Annotated in this window: 21 protein-coding genes and 1 pseudogene; 17 read left to right on the top strand and 5 right to left on the bottom strand. The window is 41.3% G+C overall.

The genetic code is table 11. From position 1 onward, the window contains the following. Positions 1–346: 346 nt before the first annotated feature. The 6 genes from ACFG4S_RS04355 (at position 347) to ACFG4S_RS04330 (ending at position 13,148) form a co-directional block, all read left to right on the top strand. Entirely contained in the window at positions 347–538 is a 192-nt protein-coding gene (locus tag ACFG4S_RS04355; protein WP_392533639.1) for a hypothetical protein, read from the top strand. Between the two features lie 575 nt (positions 539–1,113). Continuing rightward, positions 1,114–3,654 carry a beta strand repeat-containing protein gene (locus ACFG4S_RS04350; protein WP_392533638.1) on the top strand — a complete coding sequence of 847 codons (2,541 nt, stop codon included), beginning with the start codon at positions 1,114–1,116 and terminating at the stop codon, positions 3,652–3,654. An 807-nt stretch (positions 3,655–4,461) separates the two neighbouring features. After that, positions 4,462–4,683 (top strand): DUF4327 family protein, encoded by a 222-nt coding sequence (locus tag ACFG4S_RS04345; protein WP_392533637.1) that lies wholly within the window; start codon positions 4,462–4,464, stop codon positions 4,681–4,683. A 254-nt stretch (positions 4,684–4,937) separates the two neighbouring features. Then, positions 4,938–7,382 (top strand): phosphoenolpyruvate synthase, encoded by a 2,445-nt coding sequence (ppsA, locus tag ACFG4S_RS04340; RefSeq protein ID WP_392533636.1) that lies wholly within the window; start codon positions 4,938–4,940, stop codon positions 7,380–7,382. A 124-nt stretch (positions 7,383–7,506) separates the two neighbouring features. Continuing rightward, positions 7,507–10,353 (top strand): cation-translocating P-type ATPase, encoded by a 2,847-nt coding sequence (locus ACFG4S_RS04335; RefSeq protein WP_392533635.1) that lies wholly within the window; start codon positions 7,507–7,509, stop codon positions 10,351–10,353. A gap of 23 nt (positions 10,354–10,376) precedes the next feature. Further along, complete coding sequence (locus tag ACFG4S_RS04330) at positions 10,377–13,148, top strand: bifunctional acetate--CoA ligase family protein/GNAT family N-acetyltransferase (protein WP_392533634.1); 2,772 nt, start codon at positions 10,377–10,379, stop codon at positions 13,146–13,148. A 160-nt stretch (positions 13,149–13,308) separates the two neighbouring features. Here ACFG4S_RS04330 and ACFG4S_RS04325 read toward each other — a convergent pair whose 3' ends face one another. Both ACFG4S_RS04325 and ACFG4S_RS04320 read right to left on the bottom strand, forming a co-directional pair. Then, positions 13,309–13,950 carry a hypothetical protein gene (locus tag ACFG4S_RS04325; RefSeq protein ID WP_392533633.1) on the bottom strand — a complete coding sequence of 214 codons (642 nt, stop codon included), beginning with the start codon at positions 13,948–13,950 and terminating at the stop codon, positions 13,309–13,311. 477 nt (positions 13,951–14,427) lie between these two features. Further along, positions 14,428–14,802, bottom strand: coding sequence for a group 1 truncated hemoglobin (locus ACFG4S_RS04320; protein WP_392533632.1), 375 nt, complete (start codon positions 14,800–14,802; stop codon positions 14,428–14,430). A gap of 1,084 nt (positions 14,803–15,886) precedes the next feature. Between ACFG4S_RS04320 and hoxE the strand changes: the two genes are divergently transcribed. From hoxE to ACFG4S_RS04265, 11 genes and pseudogenes are all read left to right on the top strand, one after another. Further along, positions 15,887–16,411, top strand: a complete 525-nt coding sequence (gene hoxE / locus ACFG4S_RS04315; protein WP_392533631.1) for a bidirectional hydrogenase complex protein HoxE — start codon at positions 15,887–15,889, stop codon at positions 16,409–16,411. Next, the gene (locus ACFG4S_RS04310) at positions 16,398–18,020 is read left to right on the top strand and encodes a NuoF family protein (RefSeq protein WP_392533630.1); all 1,623 of its coding nucleotides are present in this window, start codon (positions 16,398–16,400) and stop codon (positions 18,018–18,020) included. Before hoxE ends, ACFG4S_RS04310 begins: the two co-directional genes overlap by 14 nt. A gap of 193 nt (positions 18,021–18,213) precedes the next feature. Then, on the top strand, positions 18,214–18,930 hold the full coding sequence (hoxU, locus tag ACFG4S_RS04305; RefSeq protein WP_392533629.1) for a bidirectional hydrogenase complex protein HoxU: 717 nt from the start codon (positions 18,214–18,216) through the stop codon (positions 18,928–18,930). Further along, on the top strand, positions 18,918–19,463 hold the full coding sequence (locus ACFG4S_RS04300; protein WP_392533628.1) for an oxidoreductase: 546 nt from the start codon (positions 18,918–18,920) through the stop codon (positions 19,461–19,463). The genes hoxU and ACFG4S_RS04300 overlap by 13 nt, the downstream gene beginning before the upstream one ends. A gap of 76 nt (positions 19,464–19,539) precedes the next feature. Then, on the top strand, positions 19,540–19,992 hold the full coding sequence (locus ACFG4S_RS04295; RefSeq protein WP_392533627.1) for a hypothetical protein: 453 nt from the start codon (positions 19,540–19,542) through the stop codon (positions 19,990–19,992). Positions 19,993–20,295: 303 nt separating this feature from the next. After that, positions 20,296–20,604 carry a hypothetical protein gene (locus tag ACFG4S_RS04290; protein WP_392533626.1) on the top strand — a complete coding sequence of 103 codons (309 nt, stop codon included), beginning with the start codon at positions 20,296–20,298 and terminating at the stop codon, positions 20,602–20,604. Between the two features lie 302 nt (positions 20,605–20,906). After that, a complete protein-coding gene (locus tag ACFG4S_RS04285; RefSeq protein ID WP_392533625.1) occupies positions 20,907–22,355 on the top strand; it encodes a Ni/Fe hydrogenase subunit alpha in 1,449 nt (482 codons plus the stop codon). A gap of 327 nt (positions 22,356–22,682) precedes the next feature. Then, the gene (locus ACFG4S_RS04280; protein WP_392533624.1) at positions 22,683–23,156 is read left to right on the top strand and encodes a hydrogenase maturation protease; all 474 of its coding nucleotides are present in this window, start codon (positions 22,683–22,685) and stop codon (positions 23,154–23,156) included. A gap of 46 nt (positions 23,157–23,202) precedes the next feature. Continuing rightward, on the top strand, positions 23,203–23,364 hold the full coding sequence (locus ACFG4S_RS04275; protein WP_392533623.1) for a hypothetical protein: 162 nt from the start codon (positions 23,203–23,205) through the stop codon (positions 23,362–23,364). Beyond that, positions 23,343–23,615 (top strand): annotated as a pseudogene (locus ACFG4S_RS04270) (GNAT family N-acetyltransferase); the annotation flags it as partial. The gene ACFG4S_RS04275 and the pseudogene ACFG4S_RS04270, both read left to right, overlap by 22 nt. A 384-nt stretch (positions 23,616–23,999) precedes the next feature. Beyond that, complete coding sequence (locus ACFG4S_RS04265; protein WP_392533622.1) at positions 24,000–24,176, top strand: hypothetical protein; 177 nt, start codon at positions 24,000–24,002, stop codon at positions 24,174–24,176. On the opposite strand, the gene ACFG4S_RS04260 is transcribed toward ACFG4S_RS04265, so the two are convergent. From ACFG4S_RS04260 to ACFG4S_RS04250, 3 genes are all read right to left on the bottom strand, one after another. Next, positions 24,173–24,511 carry a hypothetical protein gene (locus tag ACFG4S_RS04260; RefSeq protein ID WP_392533621.1) on the bottom strand — a complete coding sequence of 113 codons (339 nt, stop codon included), beginning with the start codon at positions 24,509–24,511 and terminating at the stop codon, positions 24,173–24,175. The genes ACFG4S_RS04265 and ACFG4S_RS04260 overlap by 4 nt on opposite strands. 105 nt (positions 24,512–24,616) lie before the next feature. Next, positions 24,617–25,654 carry a hypothetical protein gene (locus ACFG4S_RS04255; RefSeq protein ID WP_392533620.1) on the bottom strand — a complete coding sequence of 346 codons (1,038 nt, stop codon included), beginning with the start codon at positions 25,652–25,654 and terminating at the stop codon, positions 24,617–24,619. Between the two features lie 120 nt (positions 25,655–25,774). Next, the gene (locus ACFG4S_RS04250; protein ID WP_392533619.1) at positions 25,775–25,987 is read right to left on the bottom strand and encodes a hypothetical protein; all 213 of its coding nucleotides are present in this window, start codon (positions 25,985–25,987) and stop codon (positions 25,775–25,777) included. Positions 25,988–26,282 lie beyond the last annotated feature (295 nt).

Here is a 26,282-nt window from a genome sequence, read left to right as displayed (position 1 = left end):
TCAGTATATATTGTCTTAAGTATGGTTCAGTGCCACTCAATATCTGAGGTACTTGTTTGATTGCAGCGATCGCCTGATTCATACTTGGATTCAGCAACGCCGAAAAATCAATCAGATTACTTGTCTCTCTTGTCAGTATGGGTTGACCAAGCCTTAATCCGTGGACGCAAATCTAGGGATTCCTCACAAGTTCCTCAAGTTCTTTTCCTAATTTTAAGAGTGGAGCCAAATTTTTCATAGATCCAACCACATTGTTGAGTTATGAGAATGCTGGTAAAAACAAGAATTCAAAGTTCTTTAAGCTACTAAATAGTTTCAAGTGATTGAACAATCAGGAGCAAAATTCATGACTACTTTCAAAATTATCCAACATCAGCTTCGTCATCTTTATATAGCTTTACAACGAGTCATTAAATATATAGCACAGGCGGTTATCAGAATTTTTTCTCCTACCGATGACCAATATCCAGGAACAGGAATTCAGCCCTTTACAGGAGATATTACTGATAACAAAAAGCACGGAGATAGTAAATTTTAAGAAATAAAAAGATTGTTGAGTCTTTTTCAACTGCATTAGTTGAAAAGGAATAATTTTCACTGTCAAAAAAAATGAGCGGTGAGGAGTGTTACTGAATGCAGAGATCAGGAATAGGCTTTTATTTAGGTTGTCATGATTCGTTAAATATTCAAGTAAATTGCCTCATTAAAATCACTTCCACCACTTTGCTAGTAAATGAGGTACACCCTCACCAATCCTGTCCGATGCCTTGGTGAGGGTACACGACAATGTGGGTGTGGGTATTCTTGTACCTCAAGAACTTGAAATCTACTTTAATCTGAAACTTTTCAGACTTTTTTTAAATTGTAAGTGAACAGTTTAGTACTGACTATCAGTGTACAGCACGGCGTAATAAATCACCTATTCCAAATCAATAAAATGCTTCTGCTGTATATCTGTTTAAATTTTGAATTGACTACGGCACTAGTATTTTTGCTAATAGACATCTCCCAAAAAAATCTCAAACCCTTATCCTATCTAGATGAAAACCTAATTTCTGGAGATGTCTAATGACTAAAGAACCATAACCGATCAAAAGTAACATTAGAGAAATAATGGCAAATTCAACTTTTAACCTTTCGGATCTCAACGGTACTAACGGCTTTGCCATCAACGGTATCAATGTAGGTGACTACTCAGGTGCCTCTGTCAGCAGTGCCGGAGACATCAACGGCGACGGTCTTGACGACTTGATTATTGGGGCACCAAATGCTGATCCCAATGGTAATGAATCAGGACAGAGCTACGTGGTATTTGGCAGCAAAAGCGGTTTTGGTACTCAATTCAACCTCTCTACCCTCAATGGCATCAACGGTTTTGCCATCAACGGCATCAATGCAAATGACAAATCAGGCATCTCTGTCAGCAGTGCCGGAGACATCAACGGCGACGGTCTTGACGACCTGATTATCGGGGCACAAGATGCCGACCCCAACGGCTCTTACTCTGGACACAGTTACGTCGTTTTTGGCAGCAAAAGCGGCTTTAGTGCCCAACTCAACCTTTCCGCCCTCAACGGCACTAACGGCTTTGCTATCAACGGTATTAATCCAGCTGACTTCTCGGGTAACTCTGTCAGCAGTGCGGGAGATATTAACGGCGACGGTCTTGACGACCTAATTATTGGGGCGCCAAATGCCGATCCCAACAGTGCCGAATCAGGGCAGAGTTATGTGGTGTTTGGTAGCAAAAGTGGTTTTAGTCCCCAACTCAACCTCTCCACCCTCAACGGTACTAATGGCTTTGCCATCAACGGCATTAATTCAGCTGACTTCTCGGGTTATTCTGTCAGCAGTGCAGGAGACATCAACGGCGACGGTCTTGACGACCTGATTATTGGGGCATTTTTGGCCTCCCCCAATGGTAAAAACTCAGGACAGAGCTACGTGATATTTGGTAGAAAGGGCAGCTTTGGTGCTAGGTTTGAGCTTTCCACCCTTAACGGCACTAACGGCTTTACCATCAACGGCATCAATAGATATGATGAATCAGGCGTCTCTGTGAGCAGTGCCGGAGACATCAACGGTGACGGCATCTCTGACCTAATTATCGGGGCATTCGGTGCCGACTCCAACAGCGAGAAGTCAGGTCAGAGTTACGTGGTGTTTGGTAGCAAGGGGGATTTTGATGCCCAATTCAACCTCTCTACCCTCAACGGTACTAATGGCTTTGCCATCAACGGCATCAATAAATACGACTTCTCAGGTCATTCTGTGAGCAATGCAGGAGATATCAACGGTGACGGTCTTGACGACCTGATTATCGGCACATCAAATGCCTCCCCCAACGGTCAATTTTCTGGGCAGAGCTATGTGGTGTTTGGCAGTAAGAGCGGTTTTAGTGCCCGACTTAATCTCTCCACCCTCAACGGCACTAATGGCTTTGTCATCAACGGCATTAATCCAGGTGACGACTCAGGGCAGTCTGTGAGCAGTGCGGGAGACATCAACGGTGATGGCTTCGCTGACCTGATTATCGGCGCACCTGTTGCCGACCCCAACGGCAACAACTCAGGGCAGAGCTACGTGCTGTTTGGGGGGAAGAATATAGGCAGCACCATTAACCTCACGGGAACTCCCGGCGCAAATATTCTTGTAGGCACCGCCAGCAACAATATGATCGACGGCAAAGCTGGTAATGATACCCTCACAGGCAATGGTGGTAAAGATAAGTTTGTGATTTGTCGAGGCGACGGCAATGACACCATCACTGATTTTGGTGGTATCGGTAAAGGCTCAAATCCATCAGCAACGGTGATTGCCAATGTTGATACACTGCAATTTACAGGTAATGGCTTAACTGCCCGAAATTTGCAACTCACTCAAAATGGGAACAACTTAGAAGTCTCGTTTGAAAATGTCGCTAACACCAAAGTCACTCTGCAAAATTTCAAATTAGAAAACCTGGATAACCTGCCAGCAAGTTCTTCACAACCAGCTATCGGCAATATTTTGTTTGATGGACAAACGACTATTAACGATAGTTTTGATGTCTTCGATGCTAACTCTACTCAGACTAGCCTGTTTAACAAAAATACGGTAACGTTCCTTAATGATCGAAATAATAGCATCACTGGTTTTGAAAATTCCAACGATGTAATTAATGGTCAAGGCGGTAATGACATCATCTACGGTAAGAGTGGTAATGATTTGTTACGAGGCGGTTCTGGCAATGATACTCTTGTTGGCGGTGCTGGTAATGATATTCTTACAGGTAGTGCTGGCAATGATCTGCTTACGGGTAGTTCGGGTGCAGACTCTTTCGTTTACAACACTGATGCTGCATTTGTTAATTTTGCTGTTGGTGTAGATACCATAACTGACTTCAAACACTCTCAAGGTGACAAGATTATCTTAGATAAAACTACCTTCACTGCGATCGCTTCTACTGCGGGAATAGGTTTTAGTAACGCCAGTGATTTTAAAATCACTTCTTCAGCGGGGACTAGTACGGCGAAAATTGTTTATGACGCTGTGAGTGGACATTTATTTTACAACCAAAATGGCAGCGCCGCTGGTTTTGGCAGTGGCGGTCTATTTGCAACTCTAACTGGTGCGGCAACTCTCACAGCATCTGATTTTGTATTGCAAGCATAGTTTGCCCAAAACGCGGAGTTCTATGCAAGGAATATAAAATATGGGATGCCCTTTCGTCTTGCCCCTATTTTCTATCCCTTTTTTGCACACTGCGTCAAAGAGGGATTTCCAACTAAAAAAATATTCCATCGTTGTGTATGCAGAGGAGGCAGAGGAGATATGAAAATGGGATAATTTATTTTCTGGAAGTCCCAGAGTTTCTTTATTAGTGAGTGAATTCGTGAGAAAAGCATTGTCATTTTCCAAGCAACTTGGCTTTGATTATTGTGAAAACTGAAAATCATTGCCTACATAAATGCCCAAAGAGCGTGCTAACTCCTCTAGTAAAAAGTTAATTAATTTAGTGTATTTTCTAGATTCCACGTTAATTACCCTCTTATACCTATCTGACTTTTCACGTTATGCGGAAAAGCCACGAAAAACCTAACCCTCTAACAGCGGCACGAAGTGCGGGAAGGGGGAATATTCAAAGTCTCTCCTTTTAGGAGAGAGAAATAGAAGTGAGGTTTTCCAGATACCGTGAAAAGTCAGCTATACTTATGTCCTGTATGGACATAGATAAAATTACGTAAAAAGTTTGAGGAACCTGTGAAGAAATCCAATATTATCTCTTCTGTTTCATAAGTCTAAGAAAAGCAATATTTATAGTAAAAAATTATACTTACAAAAATAAGATTATCTAGTAATAAACTTATGTATCATTATTGTCTTCTTCACAATTTTTTCAGATTCTTTTGGTAAGTTTAAAGTAGAGCCAAAGCAGGAATTTTTCTAGCTTTGCAGAACTTAATAGCTGAGGGAAAAGTTATGAATACTGCTGTCAAATATGACCTAGAAGTTATTAAAGAAGAAGCGCGCCAACTTATTCAAAAAGGACTTGTAAGACGTAACCAGCCGATTTATGCTTTGTGTCAGTACATTCCTGGTCGTGATTGGGTTTGTGTGGAGCTTGAACTAGAAGAAAACGACTTTTTACTCAGAGACAAAATTATCGATCTGTTGGGTCGTGAAGACTGGATTGAAGATTGAAACAAAAGCGGAAAGCTAAAAATTTAACAGTGTTGGTTGAGGAAGAATTAGGTGAGAGCTAATTTCTACAAAGGTACAATTGGCAAGATTTATCTGTGAAATCAATCCAAAATCTAAAATTGAATGATAGTCACAATCTGACATCCTCACAAGTTCCTCAAAGTATCTTCCTATAAATATAAGTGGCAGATGAAATGCTCATTAACTCAAAGCAGCCTTTGAACCCTTTCCACTTATATTAAGGAAGCTTTACTATGGTGCTAAAAATACTTTCCAATCAAAACACTGAACATCAAGTTTTATCACAAGCTCTTGTGTTGCCTTTGGAGAAAGTAGGAATTGCAGACATCCCTACAGTTGGAGGTAAAAACGCTTCTTTGGGAGAAATGATTCAGCAGCTGAAACCCAAAGGTGTGAAAGTTCCTACAGGATTTGCTACTACGGCTTACGCGTATCGCTATTTTATACAAGTAGCAGGAATAGAGCCACAGCTAAGACAGATTTTTGCAGACTTAGATGTTGAAGATGTGAATAATTTGCGGCAACGAGGTAAACAGGCGCGGTCTTTAATGCTACAAACCCCGTTTTCTGAAGAATTAGAACAAGCGATCGCTCAAGCATACCAAAACCTGTGTCAAAAGTATGGTGCTGATACAGATGTAGCAGTTCGCTCCAGTGCTACAGCCGAAGATTTACCCGATGCTAGCTTTGCTGGACAGCAAGAAACTTACTTAAATGTCCACGGACTGCAAGGTGTATTACAAGCTTGCCATAAATGCTTTGCGTCCATTTTTACCGATCGCGCCATTTCCTACCGTCAAATCAAAGGCTTCGACCATTTCAGTATTGCCCTTTCTGTCGGCGTTCAAAAAATGGTGCGTTCCGATTTAGCTGCATCTGGTGTGATGTTTTCTATTGATACTGAGACAGGATTTAAAGATACAGCATTGATTACCGCTGCCTACGGTTTGGGTGAAAACGTCGTTCAGGGTGCGGTAAATCCTGATGAATATTTAGTATTTAAACCAACTCTGAAACAAGGATACCGCCCAATTTTGAAAAAACGTCTGGGGACAAAAGAAATCAAGATGGTGTATGACTTGGGCGGCTCGAAAATGACTAAAAATATTCCCGTTGCAGCGAGCGATCGCACCACTTTTGCCCTCAATGATGACGAAATTCTCCAACTAGCACACTGGGCATCTTTAATTGAAGAACACTACTCAAAAGTGCGTGGTGTTTACACACCAATGGATATCGAATGGGCAAAAGATGGCATCATCAACGAATTATTTATAGTCCAAGCACGTCCCGAAACAGTGCAATCGCAGAAGACTAAAAATGTGCTGCGTAGTTATCATCTCCAAGAAAAAGCAGAAATATTGATTACAGGGCGGAGTGTGGGTGAGGCGATCGGACAAGGCAAAGCACGAGTAATTCTCGATGTGCATCACTTGGAACAATTTCAGCTTGGTGAGGTGCTGGTAACTAATCGCACCGATCCCGATTGGGAACCGATCGTGAAAAAAGCCAGTGCTATTGTCACCAATTCCGGCGGGCGTACTTGCCATGCGGCAATTATTGCTAGAGAAATGGGAATTCCGGCGATTGTGGGTTGCGGTAATGCCACAACGGTAATTAAAACTGGGCAAGAAATTACAGTTTCTTGTGCTGAAGGTGAAACCGGAAAAGTCTACGCAGGTTTGTTACCCTACGAAGTTCAAGAAATACCATTAGAAAAATTACCCCACACTCGCACTAAAATCATGATGAATGTGGGCAACCCAGAAGAAGCATTTGGCTATAGTGCTATTCCTAATGATGGAGTGGGTTTGGCACGGATGGAATTTATTATTGCTAACCACATTAAGGTGCATCCTTTAGCATTAATTCATTTTAATAAATTGGAAGATGAACTAGCTAAATACAAAATTGCTGAAATAACCGCGCAATATGAAGATAAAGCGCAATTCTTTGTGGATCGACTCGCCCAAGGTATCGGTGCGATCGCAGCAGCATTCTATCCCAAACCTGTAATTGTCCGCTTGAGTGATTTCAAAACTAACGAATATGCCAATCTTTTAGGTGGAAAACAATTTGAACCTCATGAAGAAAACCCGATGATTGGTTGGCGAGGTGCATCGCGTTATTATGATGAACGTTACCGCGAAGGATTTGCTTTAGAATGTCGCGCCATGAAAAAAGTCCGCGAGGAAATGGGTTTAAGCAACGTGATTTTGATGGTGCCATTTTGCCGCACTCCGGCTGAAGGTAGGCGCGTACTTGCAGAGATGGCGAAGCATGGTTTGGTGAAGGGAGAAAACGGTTTACAAGTGTATGTGATGTGCGAGTTACCGAGTAACGTACAACTTGCAGAGCAATTTTGTGAAGTGTTTGACGGATTCTCAATTGGTTCTAATGACTTAACCCAATTAACATTAGGGCTTGATAGAGATTCAGAGTTAGTAGCGCATTTATTTGATGAACGCGATGATGCTGTCAAAGGGATGATCGCCAAAGCAATATCTACAGTGAAACAGTGTAATCGCAAAATTGGTATTTGCGGTCAAGCACCAAGTGACTACCCAGAATTTGCTCGATTTTTGGTAGAACAAGGTATTGATTCGATTAGTCTTAATCCTGATTCAGTGCTGAAAACGTTGTTAGAAATCGCAGCAGCAGAAAAAGGTATTTTGTAATAAGTTCACATCAGCAAAAATTCTCATGTAGAGACGCGATAAATCGCGTCTTGAAATACCAATCATCTACTTAATTACGAATTATTTAATTACGAATTATTTTAACTGCTATTAGGCTAACAACATGAATACAAATCATCAAATTTGGTCACTTACCTCTCAACAAGTCTACCAAAACTTAATCACAACGCCCCAAGGACTGAGCGAATCTGAAGCTAATTTACGCCTCAAACAATATGGTTATAATGAACTATCCGAACCGCAAACACGCCCTTTAATATTACGCTTTATTGACCAACTAACTCATTTCATGGCGCTTTTATTATGGGTAGCAGGTATTTTAGCTTTTATTTCTCAAACCCCGGAATTAGGTTGGGCTATCTGGGCAGTAATTTGGATTAATGCTATTTTTAGTTTCTGGCAAGAATTTCAAGCAGAAAAGGCATTATCTGCATTAAAGCAAGTATTACCTAACCAAGTAAAAGCTTATCGTGACAGTACGCTGTGTACTATACCTGCACGCGAGTTAGTTCCAGGTGATGTAATTCAGTTAGAGGAAGGAGATAAAATCTCTGCTGATGCGCGACTGGTGGAAAGCCAATCGTTGTATGTTGATGTTTCTATTTTAACTGGGGAATCCCTACCCGTTCCTCGGTCTTCTGAACCCGTTGCTACAGAAAATCTCCGTGCTTTGGATGCGACTAACTTAGTATTCGCAGGTTCTACTGTTGCCGCAGGTCGGGGATTGGCTGTGGTTGATGCTACGGGTACGCATACAGAATTTGGTCAAGTCGCACATCTAACTGCTAATGTCAAACGTGAAGCCAGCACCTTAGAAGTGCAAATTTCTAGGGTGGTTCACATCATTACAATTATCGCCATCAGCATGGGCGTAGTTGTGTTTTTACTCACTAATTTTTTGGTGGGTATGGGAATCAAAGAAAGCTTCATTTTTGGCATTGGGATTATTGTGGCTTTTGTACCGGAAGGATTGTTACCAACAGTCAGCCTTGCTTTGGCAATTGGCGTGAAGCGAATGGCCAAAGAAAACGCATTGGTACGCCGTCTTTCAGCAGTGGAAACTTTAAGTGCGACTACAGTTATTTGCACTGACAAAACAGGAACTTTAACTAAAAACGAAATGACCGTCCGCAAGTTGTGGATTCCTGGTGCAAAGATTAATGTTACAGGTGTGGGTTACGAACCAAAAGGTGAAGTCGAAATTACAAATTTTGAGTGTGAACCCCAAGTTAGATTACTATTAGCAGGTGCAGCACTTTGCTCAAATGCACGGTTAAACCATCCCCCAGGTTCGAGTCAGTGGCAAGTATTAGGAGATCCCACTGAAGCAGCTTTGTTGGTTGTGGCAATTAAAGCTGGTTTTAAATTGGAGGATTTGCAGCACCAAGCACCACGATTGCGAGAAGTCCCGTTTGATTCTCACCGCCGGATGATGACAGTGTTACTTGCAAATAGTCTAGAATTTGCTCAACCGACACAAAAGACTGAAAATACACTACAGATATTTACCAAAGGCGCACCTTTAGATGTGTTGCAACATTCTCAGTTTATTTTACGCGATGGACAGCAGCAGGAACTAACAGCAGCAGAACGCGCAGAGGTGGAGGCGGCAAACGATCAACTTGCTAGCCTTGGCTATCGGGTTTTGGGTGTGGCGACAAGACAAGGTGGTACAGAATTACGGGAACAAGAAAATGCTGCCTTAGAACAAAACCTGATATTTATCGGACTTGTAGCCATGATAGATCCACCTCGTCCAGAAGTTGCAGATGCGATCGCTCTTTGTCATCGCGCAGGTATTCAAGTCACAATGATTACAGGCGATTATGGGTTGACGGCAGTTGCGATCGCTGAAAAAATTGGTTTGATTTCCAACGGTAAACCCAGAGTTATTACAGGCGAAAAATTAGGGCATCTGTCTGATGCTCAACTCCGACAAATATTACACAAATATCAACATGGATTAGTATTTGCACGGGTAATGCCGGAACAAAAATTAAGACTTGTACAAGCGTATAAAAATTTAGGTCATGTGGTTGCCGTTACTGGTGATGGCGTGAATGATGCCCCGGCGTTACGTGCTGCTAATATTGGTATTGCAATGGGCAAAAACGGTACAGATGTTGCCCGTGAAGCCGCAGATATTGTTTTAGTAGATGACAACTTTGCAACTATCGTCACTGCCATTGAGCAAGGAAGGGCAGTTTATCAAAATATCCGCAAGTTTATTACTTATATTCTGGCATCAAACATGGCAGAGTTTCTGCCATTTCTGGCAATGGTATTTTTAAAAGTACCTCCAGCTTTAGTAATTCTGCAAATCTTGGCGATAGACTTAGGAACCGATATGTTGCCAGCGCTGGCATTAGGTGCAGAACGTCCAGAAAAAGGCATAATGACACAACCACCGCGCAAAAAGTCTCAAACCTTACTTGATGTACCTCTGATGCTGCGTGCCTATTGTTTCTTAGGATTACTCGAAGGTTTAGCTGGGATGACAGGCTTTTTCTTAGTTTGGTGGGCAAATGGTTATGGAATTAGCCAATTGCAAGCGGTGAGTTCGAGTATTCTTTCGCAATCAGCAAGCGCTACCACAATGGCAATTTACCATCAAGCAACAACTGTAACTTTAGCGGTAATTGTCGCCTGTCAAGATGGCAACGTTTTTGCTTGTCGTTCCGAAAGAGTTTCAATTTTTCGATTGGGTTTCTTGACAAATCGGTTAATTTGGTTGGGAATTGCGGTTGAGTGGGCGTTGATTTTGGCGATTATTTACTCTCCAACGTTGCAGAAAATCTTTGCAACCGCGGCTTTACAGCCTTCTCAGTTGTTGCTGTTGCTGATTTGTCCACCGTTGATTTTGATGGCAGATGAATTACGTAAGCGGATTGTGCGACAGACACCGACGGTTGTATTTGACCATCCTATCCAAAATATCCAACGTCAGTAAGGAAGCAACGGGAGTAAAAAATTATGCAATGGGGAAGCGATCGCGCCTATGATATTTTACGTACCCAGCATCAACCTTTAGATGCTATATTTGCGCCTAAAAGCATTGCCGTAATTGGTGCTAGCGAACGTGAAGGTAGTGTTGGTAGAACTGTCCTCTGGAATCTCATCAGCCATCCATTTGGCGGCACGGTATTTCCAGTTAATCCCAAACGTCATAGCGTTCTTGGTATCAAAGCTTATCCAAATATTGCGGCTGTGCCAGAACCAGTAGATTTAGCAATTATAGCCACCCCTGCGCTGACAGTTCCTAGTGTAATAGGCGAATGTGTCGATGCGGGAGTGAAGGGAGCGATCGTTCTTTCTGCTGGGTTTAAGGAAATTGGCACTGTCGGGGCAGAATTAGAACAGCAAGTACTCCAGCAAGTGCGCCGGGGCAAAATGCGGTTGATTGGCCCTAACTGCTTAGGTGTAATGAATCCCCATACTGGGTTAAATGCCACCTTTGCCAATAGTATGAGTATGGCTTTGCCTGGTAAGGTTGGCTTTATCAGCCAAAGTGGGGCGTTGTGTACAGCAATTTTAGACTGGAGTTTTCACGAGAATGTCGGCTTTAGTGCCTTTATTTCCATTGGTTCAATGCTGGATGTAGGTTGGGGCGATTTGATTGATTATCTCAGTGATGACCCGCATACTGAAAGCATTGTTATTTACATGGAGTCAATTGGAAATGCGCGATCGTTTCTCTCAGCGGCACGGGAGGTAGCGCTAACAAAACCAATTATTGTCATTAAAGCTGGCAGGACAGCAGCAGCAGCCAAAGCCGCAGCCTCACACACAGGTGCATTGACAGGTAGTGATGCCGTATTTGATGCCGCATTTCGCCGGAGTGGGGTTTTACGGGTTAAGAGTATTGCTGACTTGTTCGACATGGCAGAGGTGCTGGCAAAGCAACCACGTCCTAAAGGGCCAAGACTGACAATTATTACCAATGCAGGCGGGCCCGGAGTCTTGGCGGCTGATGCTTTAATTACCGATGGAGGTGAACTTGCAGAATTATCAAAAGAAACATATCAGGCACTAAACCAGCTATTGCCGTCACAATGGAGTCACAACAACCCAATTGACTTACTTGGAGATGCTGACCCTACACGTTATGCTAAAGCGTTAGAAGTTATTGCTCAAGACCCAAATAGCGATGGATTATTAGCAATTCTTACACCGCAAGCAATGACTGACCCTACACAAACAGCGCATCAACTAAAACCATTTGCTCAAATTGGTAAACCTGTACTTGCGAGTTGGATGGGCAATGCAGATGTGGAAGCAGGTGCAGAAATTCTCAACCAAGCTTTAATTCCGACATTCGCCTTTCCAGATACGGCAGCCAATGTATTTTACTATATGTGGCGTTATAGTTATAACTTGCGTGCGTTGTATGAAACCCCTGTCCTTGCTGATCATGGGGATACTTGCGATGCCTACGGCAACGTCAAAGACGAACGCACTATTGCAGAGACAATTATTCAACAAGCACGTCAAGCTGGCAGAACTTTATTGACTGAAGTGGAATCAAAGCAAGTTTTGGCTGCTTACGGTATTCCGACAGTAGCAACGCAGGTAGCAACGAATGCAGAGGAGGCAGTTCGGCTAGCAGAGGAAATTAGTTATCCGGTAGTTTTGAAAGTATTTTCTCAAACCATCACCCATAAAACTGATGTGAATGGGGTGCATTTAAATTTACACAATGCTGATGCCGTGCGTGAAGCTTATAATGCGATCGCATCATCTGTAACTGCCAAAGTTGGAGCAAATTCTTTTGCTGGTGTCACCGTCCAGCCAATGATAGATTTGAGAAACAGCTATGAATTGATTCTCGGTAGTAGCATTGACGCTCAATTTGGCCCAGTTTTACTATTTGGCACAGGTGGACAGTTAGTAGAAGTGTTTCAAGATAAAGCCTTGGGACTTCCGCCATTAAATACTACCTTGGCGCGGCGGATGATGGAACAAACCCGGATTTATAAAGCACTACAGGGAGTCAGAGGTAGAAAAGCAGTTAATTTAGAAGCTTTAGAACAGCTTTTGGTACGCTTTAGCCAGCTTGTAGTTGAGCAACGCCTAATTAAAGAAATTGATATTAATCCGCTTTTGGTAAAGGCGCAGGAAATCAGCCAAAACTCCTTAGTTGCACTTGATGCGCGGATTGTTCTCCATGACTTAGATATCACTGAAGCACAATTACCAAAACTAGCAATTCGTCCTTATCCGACACAGTACGTTTCCTCTTTGACAACACGGAATGGCATCGAAGTAACAATTCGTCCCATTCGCCCAGAAGACGAACCTTTAATGATTAAGTTACATAAAACATTATCTGAAGAAAGCGTTTATTTCCGCTACTTCCACTTGATTAAACTCAGTCAACGCATTGCCCACGAACGACTCACACGGCTGTGTTTTATTGATTATGACCGGGAAATGGCGCTGGTAGTAGAATATCAAAATCTAACAACTCAAGAAAATGAACTTTTAGCCATTGGTAGATTAAGTAAGTTGCACGGTACAAATGAAGCTGAGTTTGCAATATTAGTTAGCGATCGCTACCAATGTCAAGGTTTGGGAACTGAGTTACTCAAAAGGTTGCTACAAGTAGGGCGTAATGAACATTTAACGCTAATTAGTGCCGAAATCCTAGCTGAAAATTCTGGAATGCGAAAAGTCTGCGAAAAGTTGGGCTTTCGTATTTATCCCACTGCTGAGGCTTCAGTGGTGAGAGCAGAGATTATAACTTAACGTGAAGCATAACAAATTTTGTTGGCGTTGCAAGCGATCGCTCGCGTTTCTCGTCGGCTTCTAACGGTTCGCTTGAGCGGCTGCAAATTATTTTAAACTCAGCACCAAGCATCTTCGGCAGTCTGCTTCAAGCATATTGTTAGTCACGACTGGCATAAACCTAAATTTTATTTTGACTATTTGACTTCATTTCCTCCATTAAAAGACTTGTTGCTCTATCTAACGTGTAACTGAATTCACGTTTAGCTCCTAACCAGTTAATAGTAGACAGACAAAAGACTACAAAGCAAATCATCACTGAAAAAACTCCAGCTTTCCAATTGTTTATCCAGCCTTTGGTTATCCAGCACGTAAAACTTATTCCGAACAATGGAGTAATAATCAACGAATTTCTGAATAATCTCTTTAAGTTTTGTATGTACTCAACTCTTTTGACTAAGTTGTTTGAGCCACTTTGATATACAAAGATTAACTTCTCATCTTCTTTTCTATCCACCTTATGATTTTTCTTGAAAAATTTTATAAAAACACTCCAAGTATCTGGAGACATAAAACGATACAAACATGCTCCCAAAATATAAGATAAAGGGAGAATAATGAATATTAAGAGGGGAATCGATTTGTCAAGATTATTACTCTGAAACCAGGTAGAAACATCATAAGTATTGAAGAATGAAAGGACAATAAAAAAGATTGAAAGGAGGGCAATTAAGCCAGTTACTAAAAATTCAGAAAGCAGTAAGGTTGTACCCATATCTTTATATTCAAAAACTTCTAGAGCATTACAACTCCTTTCTGCCATAATCTACAAAAATTTTCTGTATCACACTTTATGCAACAGCGTCCAAAAAAGCTGCTCAAACAACTACAAGACGTTATCCGTCTTCAGCACTATTGTTAGCAAACAGAAAAAACTTATATTTACTGGATTAGATGCTATATTTTTTTTTCATGACCAGCGCCATTCTAAAAATATGAGAAGCGCAGAAATTGAAACATTGATGCGATCGCATCTGCTCAAAAGTGCGGTCACTAAGCAGTGGGCATCATCACCGTAAATGATGCCTACTTGTTGCTTGTTACGCCATCTGTGTAGAAGCCGCTTTTAAGTCTGCGGTCGATTTTAACCGGGTGATGGTAGCTTTACAAATGCGATCGCTACCAATGTCAAGGTCTAAGAACTTAGTTACTCAAGAGGTTGCTGTAAGTAGGGCACGATCAACATTTAAAGCTAAAAAGATGATGTTAGGGTTGAGAGTCCCAGTTTCGACACTTTGGCTTACCGATTTAAAACGTCGTTCCGATGAGCAATGGAGCCGACAATTTGCACTACCTCGTCAATTAAGGTTTGGGGAACTTCCATTTTAACTAGTGTTGCAACTAAATCTTCTGCGATCGCATCAAAATGGCTATCGCTTAAGCCCTTTTCAGCCACTAATTCTTTATGCGCTTCTCTCATACTACGACTATTCCAGTGCTGGGCACCACCGAAAGCATAAATCATAAAGTCTTTTTGATGCTGCTTTTGTTGCTGCATATCTGTATGAGCAAAAAAGTCATGAACTCGCTCATGCGCTAAAACCTTTTCATAAAACTTTTTTACAGCTAGATCAACTGCTGCTGCGCCACCAAGTTTGTCATACAATGTACTCATTGAAAATTACTCCACAATTGTATTGACTTTAAATTTGATCCAAGGCAGATGGAAAACTGGGAAATTTCCAATTATCTAAAAGATTGGAGCATGGACAAATGAGTATTTTATCTGCTTTGATAACTCGCTTCGTTGGAACAAGGGCTATGTCTAAACTATTTATTATAATGAAAATTGCCATATAATCAGTAATTATACGACGATAGAGAACAAATCGTTGAGAACAGACTTGTGTTTTCAACAAACGGACTTGTGTTTTCAACAAACGGACTTGTGTTTTCAACAAACGGACTTGTGTTTTCAACAAACGGACTTGTGTTTTCAACAAACGGACTTGTGTTTTCAACAAACGGACTTGTGTTTTCAACGAACGGACTTGTGTTTTCAACGAACGGACTTGTGTTTTCAACGAACGGACTTGTGTTTTCAACAAACGGACTTGTTTTGTAAACTAATACCAATTTTTTATGAAGCTGCATATAATTCGATCCCCCCTAGCCCCCCTTAAGAAGGGGGGAACCAGAAAAACATCTATTAAAGTCCCCCTTTTTAAGGGGGATTTAGGGGGATCAAGATATGTGCAACTTCACGTTAAATTGGTATAACATATAAAACTCATATTTAAATTTTGCGATACACCTTGAGAGAGGCGATAAATCGCCGTCTCTACAAAAGACTGATTATTGTAAAAATGATGATTTGAACAAAATGGGAATGCAATCGTTTTTTTTCATCGCCCCTTGTAGATATGCGATTTATCACCTCTTCTTACTTGCGATCGCAAAACCCTAGCATTACATTATCAGAAATAATATAACCTCACAACTTCCTCAAATTGTTGACTTATAAAGATATAAGCCCAGGTAAAACTTTAGCAAGCATTTTACGACATAATTTATACCACATAAATCCTAATACCAATTCTTTATGAAGCTGCATAGAATTCGATCCCCCCTAGCCCCCCTTATTAAGGGGGGAACCGGAAAAACATCTATCAAAGTCCCCCTTTTTAAGGGGGATTTAGGGGGATCGAGATATCTGCAACTTCACATTAAATTGGTATAACAACATTTAGAATACCAGCATGGACTCTCAAACAGTCAATAAAAAAAATCCCCTAAAAGAGCATCCGAGCGGTGATAAACGTTTTAAGATACTTGATGCAACCATGAAGCGCCATCAATATCAGCAAGATGCACTGATTGAAGTATTGCATAAAGCCCAAGAACTTTTCGGTTATTTAGAAAATGACCTGCTACATTACATCGCCCAAGGTTTGAAACTTCCACCCAGTCGTGTTTATGGCGTAGCAACTTTTTATCACCTCTTCTCTCTCGCACCAAAAGGCGCACATACTTGCGTCGTGTGTACAGGTACAGCTTGTTACGTCAAAGGTGCAGAAAACTTACTAGCAACCGTAGAAAAATGCACCAAAATTCACGCTGGTGAAACAACCCCCAATAGTCAACTCTCACTGTTAACTGCAAGATGCTTGGGTGCTTGTGGTATTGCACCTGCGGTTGTCTTTGATGGTACTGTTTGCGGACACCAAACGCCAGAATTAGTTACTGAGCAAATAAAAGGATGGCTTAAACATGGATCTAACTGAACTACAAAAAATAGCTCAGAAAGAACGCGCCAACTCTGGGCCAACTCGTATTCGTTGCTGTATGGCGGCTGGTTGTCTGTCATCTGGTGCTGTCGCTGTTAAAGAAAGTTTGGAAAAATCTATCACCGCAGCAGCATTAACAAATCAAATAGAAGTTCGCAGTGTGGGTTGTATGGGTTTGTGTTGCCAAGCCCCTTTGGTGCAAGTTGATGGTTTAGAAGTGCAAGACTTTACACCTCTACTATACGAAAAAGTAACCTCTGAAATTGCCGCTTTAATTGTCGCTGAATTGCAAGGTGATGACATAAAACTACAAAAAGGAGATTTGAACCAGCCATTTTTTACTAAGCAATTACCCATTGTTTTAGAGAATAGCGGCAAAATTGACCCGGAACGGATTGAATCTTACATTGCTGCTGATGGCTATCAAGCACTTTATCAAGTACTTAGAGAGATGACACCTGCTAAAGTTGTCGATGATATTACCCGCAGCGGGTTACGGGGAAGAGGTGGCGCTGGTTATCCCACGGGTTTAAAATGGGCAACTGTTGCCAAAGCCAAGGGAGAACGCAAATTTGTCATCTGCAATGCAGACGAAGGCGATCCCGGCGCATTTATGGATCGGAGTGTTTTAGAGAGCGATCCTCATCGAGTGTTAGAAGGAATGGCGATCGCAGCTTATGCTGTAGGTGCAAGTCAAGGTTACATTTATATTCGTGCTGAATACCCCATTGCTATCAACCGTCTGCAAATTGCCATTCGCCAAGCTCAACGCCTCGGTTTATTAGGAAGTAATATTTTTGACTCACCTTTTGACTTTAAAATTGATATTCGCATTGGTGCAGGAGCTTATGTTTGTGGTGAAGAAACCGCTTTAATGGCATCAATTGAAGGCAAACGCGGTACACCTAGTCCTCGTCCGCCTTACCCAGCAGAGAGTGGTTTATGGGGATTTCCAACTTTAATTAATAACGTCGAAACATACGCTAATGTGCCTTGGATTATTCGCAAAGGTGCAGATGTATTCGCCAGCATTGGTACAGAAAAAAGCAAAGGTACGAAGGTTTTTGCCCTAGCTGGAAAAATTCAAAATACAGGCATTATAGAAGTGCCAATGGGAACAACTCTGCGGCAAATCGTTGAAGAAATGGGTGATGGTGTACCAGATGGCGGTACAGCCAAAGCCGTGCAAACAGGCGGCCCCTCTGGTGGGTGTATTCCCGCCTCCGCGTTTGATACCCCAGTAGATTACGAATCTCTAAGTCAACTAGGTTCCATGATGGGTTCCGGTGGCATGATTGTTATGGACGAAAGCACCAACATGGTAGATGTCGCCCGCTTTTTTATGGAATTCTGCATGGAAGAGTCTTGCGGTAAGTGCATTCCCTGTCGAGTTGGTACAGTACAGTTGTATAAATTATTGACAAAGATTAGTGAAGGTCAAGCATCCTTTGCTGACTTGGAATTGTTAGAGGAACTGTGCGATATGGTGAAACATACCAGTTTGTGCGGTTTGGGACAGTCAGCACCGAATCCGGTATTTAGTACGCTGAGGTATTTCCGGGATGAGTATTTGGCTTTGATTCAAGAAACCGCCATATCTTCTTAAAAATACGAAAGATACAGTAGATGTTACAAGCGTATTGTCATTACTCGTTATGGTGGTTTAACTACAAGTTAACAAAAACACTTCAAATTGGAGAATATTCAAAACAGAGGTGGATTGCAAGCGATCGCTTGCAACCAAGCCAGCAAGTGAGATTTTTACTCATATATGAAAATTACCAGTTATAGCAACAACAATGGTAGTAAAAACGCTAACAATTAATGAGCAATTAATCAGCGCCCGCGAAGAAGAAACCATTCTCCAAGCAGCACAAGATGCAAAAATTCATATTCCGACTTTGTGTCACCTGCAAGGGGTTACAGATGTTGGGGCTTGTCGGCTTTGTTTAGTAGAGATTGTTGGTAGTAATAAACTTCAACCTGCTTGTGTGACGAAAGTTACTGAAGGGATGGAAGTGCAGACAAATAGCGATCGCCTACAAAAATATCGTCGCACAATTATCGAAATGTTATTTGCTGAAGGCAATCATATTTGTTCAGTTTGTGTAGCTAATGGTAATTGCGAATTACAAGACTTAGCCATTGAAATGGGTATGGATCATGTGCGTTTGGATTACCATTTCCCCTATCGCAAAGTCGATATTTCTCACGAGCGCTTTGGCGTTGACCATAACCGTTGTGTTCTTTGTACTCGTTGCGTCCGTGTTTGCGACGAAATCGAAGGAGCGCACACTTGGGATATGGCGGGTAGGGGGACAAATTCTCATGTAATCACTGATTTAAATCAGCCTTGGGGAACTTCAGACACTTGTACTTCTTGCGGCAAATGCGTTAATGCTTGTCCTACAGGTGCTATTTTTTCCCAAGGTTCGAGCGTTGGTGAAATGAAACGCGATCGCGCCAAACTAGATTTTATCGTTACAGCACGAGAGAAAAAGCAATGGCTTGTTTAAAATTAGCAACAGTTTGGCTAGGTGGCTGTTCTGGCTGTCACATGTCTTTTCTTGATTTGGACGAATGGTTGATTGATTTAGCTGCACAAGTAGATTTAGTTTTTAGTCCCTTTGTTGATACCAAAGAATATCCCAAAGGTGTGGATATCGTGTTAGTTGAAGGTGCAATCGCCAATGAAGATCACCTGCAAATGATTCAGACAGTCAGAGAGCGATCGCAAATTCTTGTGTCTTTTGGTGATTGTGCTGTTACTGGCAATGTCACTGCCTTACGCAATCCTTTGGGTAGTGCTGAACCTGTTCTTCAACGTTGTTACATCGAAGCCGCAGATATTCACGGCACAATTCCCCATGAGCCTGGTATTGTACCAACCTTATTAGACCGGGTGATACCAGTGCATAAAGTAGTACCAGTTGATATCTACTTACCAGGTTGCCCACCTGATGCAACTCGGATTAAAGCAGTGTTAGAGCCACTGTTATGTGGAGAAAAACCGCAGCTAGAAGGACGTAAATTTATCAAGTTTGGTTAACTTCACAAGTTACTCAGATTCTTTATCTAAGTTGAAGTGAGGCAATTACAAAAGAATTTTCGGAGCAATTATGGTTATGACAGTTAATTATCGGGAAAGAATCATTACTCTTTGGGCAGTATTTCTACTAGGAATACTGTTTCATACACAACTAAATTTAATACCGCTTTTTCACGGTTTACCTGTTATCGAATCTCAAAAAGCTACAAACATCAATGATATTTCTGGAATTATGTGGTTGATGTTGGGCTTTTTCGTGCTACCAATGCTAGCAATTATTGTTACTGCTTTTGCCAATTCAAAACGTTATCGAATCATTCATTTTGGTTTAACTGTCTTTTACAGCATCATGAACTTACTACATCTAGTTTTAGATTTATTTGTCCAGCCAGTTCTCTGGTATCAGATAGCCTTAATGGTCTTATTATTCTTTGTGGGTTTATTATTAAACACTACTGCTTTTCAATGGATGCGGCTGCACAATAGGGCTAATCAATCACAACACAATTTAGAAAGTTCGCATTTTTAGCTGTTAATTATCCAAATGAAACGCTTACGCTCTCTTATAAAGTTGTTCTTGGGGGAAACCCCCATAACCACACTTTCTGCTGTATTAATTTTGAATTTTGTTAGCGCAGCGTAAAGCCTTCTCTTCTCCCAAGGGGAGACGCTAGCGCGAACGAGAGGTTGCACCAACGCTTAGAGCGAGTCCGCGTACTCTGTAAGAGTTGCAAGCTACGCTTTTAGCGTCTCGTAGAGAGCGTCATTTTGAATTTTGCCTTGCGGTACTAGCTCATATTGGCGTAGACTCATCCAAATTCACGGAGGCACCATGAATAAATTTATATTTTTTCTACTTCTGTCACTATTTCTATCTAATTGTGTTGCTATAGATACATTGAGGAACGGTTTTGAGCATTCGCAAGCTGTTGAGCTTGACTTAGAGAAATCCATTGGACAAAAACCCTTGATAAGTTTTAATTGGACTAATGGATCGCTAACGGATCTGACAGTTACGTTTACAAGCATTCCAAAAGATAAGTCTTTAAAACAAATTTATGAGTTAACAAAGCAGTCAATAACGAATGAATTTAAGCAGCAACCACAACAAATAATTATTAGCTTTGTAATCGCGCAATAAACTAGTACAGCACGGCAAAAATAAACATACCATTTCAAATGTCTAAAACCCTTATACCAATTTAACGTGAAGCTGCATATAATTCGATCCCCCCTAGCCCCCCTTAAGAAGGGGGAACCAGGAAAACCTCTATTAAAGTCCCACTTTTTAAGGGGTATTTAGGGGGATCAAGATATGTGCAACTTCACGTTAAATTGGTATTACGCAACGGGAATTAGGAATTACGAATTAGACAAAGCGGTACTAGGACTTTTTTTCACTACAAACTTATGAAATTATCTACTTAGGCAGCACAGATAGTCATGAAAAAAGTAATTATTGACCCAGTTACGCGAATTGAAGGACACGCCAAAATCAGTATTTACTTGGATGATAGTGGACAAGTTAGCGATGCTCGCTTTCATGTCACAGAATTTCGTGGGTTTGAAAAGTTTTGTGAAGGTCGTCCGCTTTGGGAAATGCCAGGAATTACGGCGCGAATTTGTGGGATTTGTCCGGTGAGTCATTTGTTAGCTTCTGCCAAAGCTGGCGATCGCATTCTTGCGGTGACAATTCCCAAAGCTGCCGAAAAACTGCGCCGCTTAATGAATTTGGGACAAATTATTCAATCCCACGCCCTGAGTTTCTTCCATCTCAGCGCCCCAGATTTATTGTTAGGAATGGATAGCGATCCTCAAAAACGCAATGTATTTGGCTTAATTGCAGCAGAACCACAATTAGCGCGTGGGGGAATCCGCTTGCGTCAATTTGGACAAGAGATTATTGAACAATTGGGAGGACGTAAAATACATTCATCATGGGCGGTTCCTGGTGGTGTCCGCGAATCATTATCTCAAGAAGGACACACCCATATTCAGAATCGTATTCCAGAAGCACGGACAATAATCTTAGATGCACTGGGTAAATTTAAAAACTTACTTCATGATTATGAAAAAGAAGTACAAACCTTTGGGAATTTTCCTAGCTTATTTATGGGTTTAGTCACTTCTGATGGGTTGTGGGAACACTACGATGGACATATTCGCTTTGTAGATAGCGCCGGGAATATTATTGCCGATAAACTCGATCCAACTAATTATCAAGAATTTATTGGTGAAGTAGTTCAACCAGATTCTTATTTAAAGTCTCCTTACTATCGTCCTTTAGGTTATCCCGATCAGAGCGATCGCTGTCGTTTAGATAGTGGTATTTATCGAGTAGGACCGCTAGCACGTCTGAATATTTGTAGTCAAATTGGTACGCCTTTAGCTGATTTGGAATTAAGAGAATTTAGAGACAGAGGTAAAGGAACTGTTACATCATCATTTTTCTATCATTATGCCCGATTAATTGAAATTCTGGCTAGCATTGAACGCATAGAAATTATCATAGATGACCCAGATTTAATGTCTACTAAATTGCGGGCTGATGCTGGCATTAACCAATTAGAAGTAGTTGGTTGTAGTGAAGCACCACGGGGTACATTATTTCACCATTATCAAGTTGATGAAAATGGATTACTTCAGAAAGTAAATTTAATAATTGCTACAGGTCAGAATAATTTAGCAATGAATCGCACAGTAGCTCAAATTGCCCGACATTTTATTCACGGTTCAGAAATTACCGAAGGGATGTTAAACCGAATTGAGGCGGGAATTCGAGCTTTTGACCCTTGTTTGAGTTGTTCAACTCATGCGGTGGGACAAATGCCTTTGCATATTCAATTAGTTGGGACAGATGGAAGTATTTTTAATGAAGTTTGGCGAGAGTAATTACTAATTAAGGGGTTATGCTTACGCCCATGCTCTTCATGCCATTTTAAAGTGCATTACTGCTTGGGTTTTGCATTTTCAACTCGGAATTTGATTTTGGGAAAAGGTTAAAGGTTTTTTCTTTCCCCTTTCCCCCGCCCCTGATCCCTAGAGGGGACCCCACCTTCCCTTTTTCCCTAAAACCCGACAAGTATTGCAAGTTGATGTATCAATTTGGATATTCTGACAGTTAAATAAAAAACCAGAAAATTTCTTGATTCAATAGTTCTTCACAAGTTCTTCAAGTTTTTTACATAACTTGAAAGTAGTGTTAGACAATTGAAAAGTATGAATTGTAATGTGATGGGCTACGCTCCACCGGAGGCGATCGCAATTGGTTACGGTAATGAATTGCGTAGTGATGATGGCATTGGTCAACGAGTAGCTAAGGCCTTGCAGCTATCAAACGTAAAATCTCTGGCTGTCCATCAACTCACCCCTGAACTTGTTGAAGCTTTAGCCCATACTGATTTGGCAATCTTTATTGATGCTTGTTTCACCTCTGAAAGTTCCCAGGTGCAAGTACAATCGCTTTCATCTGAATCTTTCAATATTATCGCTGGACATATAGCCGATCCGCGATCGCTCTTAGCTCTCACTCAAGCACTTTATAATCGTTGTCCACAAGCTTGCTGGATAAAAGTACCAGGAGTCAATTTTGAATTAGGCTACAACTTATCACCATTTGCTGAAATTGGAGTGGCGATCGCTTTACAAAAAATTGCCCAAATTATAGACGAAAATTTCAGCTCACTGATTTAAAATTTTCCTTGAACAGGCACATTTCCACCACAAGTAGCAGCAACTTATGCAAAAGCCTATCCAATCATCCAGCGATCGTTACGCTCGCCAAAGGCAACACGCCTATGATATTTTGCAAACTAAGAAAGCGAATCCCCTTGATGCTGGTTTTAAAGCAGATTTTAGCTGCTTATTGTTATTCCGGTGGTTGATTACGATCGCGAAATAGCCCTAGTTGTATAATATCAAAACCCCGAAACGCAGACACAGGACATCTTAGCAGTCGGGCGGTTAAGTAAAATACATGGTACGAATGAGGCAGAATTTGCTATTGTGGTGTGCGATCGCTATCAGTGCCAAAGTATAGGAACCGAGTTACTACAAAGGTTACTGCAAGTTAGTCGAGATGAGCAACTAAATAAAATTACTGCTGATATCTTGGTTGATAATTATGGTATGCAAAAAGTTTGTGAGAAACTGGTATCTTGGTTAATAATTATGGTATGCAAAAAGTTTGTGAGAAACTGGGTTTTGATATCGAACGCACAGATGATCCTAGTGTAGTCAAAGCCGAAATTGAAGTCAAAAAATCCCTCTCAACTGCTGACTCTTCCAGCTACTAAGTCTTGGGCATAGTTCATGAAGAGGCAATTTCTAGGATGGGCTACGCCTACGAACTCATTGTGATTGAGAATTATCGCCCCCTACGCTTTACCAAAACAAGTCCGTTGGTTCAGAACACAAGCCCGTTAGTTCAGAACACAAGCCCGTTGGTTCAGAACACAAGCCCGTTGGTTCAGAACACAAGTCTTTAGCGATCGCCTTGCTTCAAATGAATATAGCGATCGCGCAGTACGATAAATCATGCGGTTGATAGCGATCGCCCTAATTCAAAATATGGGTGTGAAGGGGCGATCAGGACGATTTTTACTGTCGATAGAGGCGATCACACCTAATTCTCGCTTACAAGTGGTGTTGGAAGATTTACCTTGGGTTTTCTCTTCTGGATTGTACGAAAGGGTTGAGGGGCGATCACACTAATTAAAATAGCCATAAACTGTAACTAAAAAGTCGCTATCTGTACCTTGTGGATTTGCAATGTAAAGACTTCGTGTGCCTATGTTTTCATCTGTTGTTGGAGTATTGTCACCACTTTTTAGTCTTTGAGCATGAAAAAGTGGTTGATCTATTCCCCAAGATATATCTACCCAAACTTCAAAGGTAACAGCGTGTGGCGTTGGGCTTTGTGAAACCTCCCATTCCAAATACACCGCATTAATAGCGCTTTCCATACTGAAATTACCACTAGAGCGATGTTCTTGTCCACGTTGAACATGACCCCTAGATACAATACAAGCCAAGATTCTTTGTTCCATTTATTTCTAATAGTGCGAAATAAAGATTATGGGGTAATAGAGAGGGTACTAGTAAGTATTTTTTCTATCTGAGCCCTCTCTATTACCCCAAAAAAAGAAGAGACTTTATCGATGGACTGCCAACTGTTTCTCTGCTATTGTCCAAGTTTCACCAGCGAGTCCTGAATCGGAATCTGATTCCACCAACTTTAAGACGCGATTGACTTCCGTTTCATAAATATCCATCCCCAATATTGCCAGAACCTTTGCTGTGTTCTGGAATTTCACTTCTAACTTGTATCCTCCAGGGGCTGACACTGTAATATCAGAAGGTCGTAGCTTATCAGAAAATTTATTCATTAATTGTTTTGTCAAGTAGGTCACTGCTGCTATCGTTAATGCTGTAGTAAATGTTACTAGCAACGTAACACCTATTTCTTCTGACAAGTTGTTGAGAGCATCGCTGAGTTTAGTATCAGTGACTTCTAACACAAAATTGGTATTTAGATTTGGATCAACAGTGTGTGCATTTTGGGAAAAGTTATTCCATCCTGAGAGATCATCGTTAATGGTTGCGTTTCCTTTGCGGAGCGTAGTGAGATCGAATTGTATTACTTGAGTTGCATATTCTGCCAAAAATGCCTGTCCTTGCTCGTATTTCCCCGCCCATACTCTTACTACCTCAATTGGTGTAGCGGCAATTAAACCATTCTTTGTAACGCCTGTTGATGCTGCCCAGATAGGCACCCTATTTCCATTATTGTCCAACGATTCTAATATAGGAACGTATTTTAATTTATATCCCTGATCGTTACGAAAATGAAAAGAACTCCCTTGAGTTTCATGGTTTTCATCGACAATTAAAGAACCTGTTGCATTAACAACGTACTGTCCCCCAGCATCCATTTTGATATCTTTGCCTATTCCTGTGATTATTGCTTTGTCCTTCACTTGTGATGTTGTGAAGTTAGCATAGTAGTCAACATCCCAAGAGATTTTTATAGAATGAGTTATTTCACTTGGTTTTAGAGTGATCCATGCCGCATTGTAGTCCACATCGCCACCTGATGATACTCCTTTTGCAAAAACAAGGTTGTATCCTGCATCAGCTAGGGCTTCTCTAGCCGCTGCACTACTATTGATTGTAAGCGTGTAATTTGACATGATTTTTGTCCTTTGTCTGATTTTTTAGTTAACTTGGAGAACTGAATCAACTATCGTCAATTAGCTCACTTAATATCAACCGAAGTTAATGAATTTAAGAACAAACTTCAAAAATGCCTGTCATAAATGTCCCAAACCAGATAACACAACTATTCCAGACATTGCCAAACTCAACCCAATTCCCCGTTTCTGTTCTTGAAGATCGGTAAATAAGCCTAACTTCGGCATTTGGGCTAAAACCTTCTCTGGCTTATGTCGAAACGCCTCAAAATCAATCGCCGCAGTAAATCTTTCGATCTCGGCGATCGTCGGTGGTTGAACAAAGATACCCACAATCGTGACCTTTTTCTCACAACTCAGACTTTAGGATCAATGGTGCGATCGCCGCTACATCCAAACCTGTGACCCTCGCCACCTATTCCATCGTCTTTACCGAAGTTAACGTTAAATTCGGAAAATACAACGGCAGATAGAGGCGATCACCGCGATAAATTTTACACTACCTCATATCACTCTTGTTTCAACCAGTCTCAACCCTGTAACCGTCGGAAAAATCAGGAATTGGCGATCGCGGACTTAACGCTCAACGGTAAAATTACTTAACGTTGATACTACAATAAAGCAAGTA

Source organism: Nostoc sp. C117 (assembly GCF_043099735.1).
Lineage (GTDB): Bacteria > Cyanobacteriota > Cyanobacteriia > Cyanobacteriales > Nostocaceae > Nostoc.
Note: the sequence above shows the minus strand (reverse complement) of the source record. Positions and strands in the feature narration are given on the sequence as shown.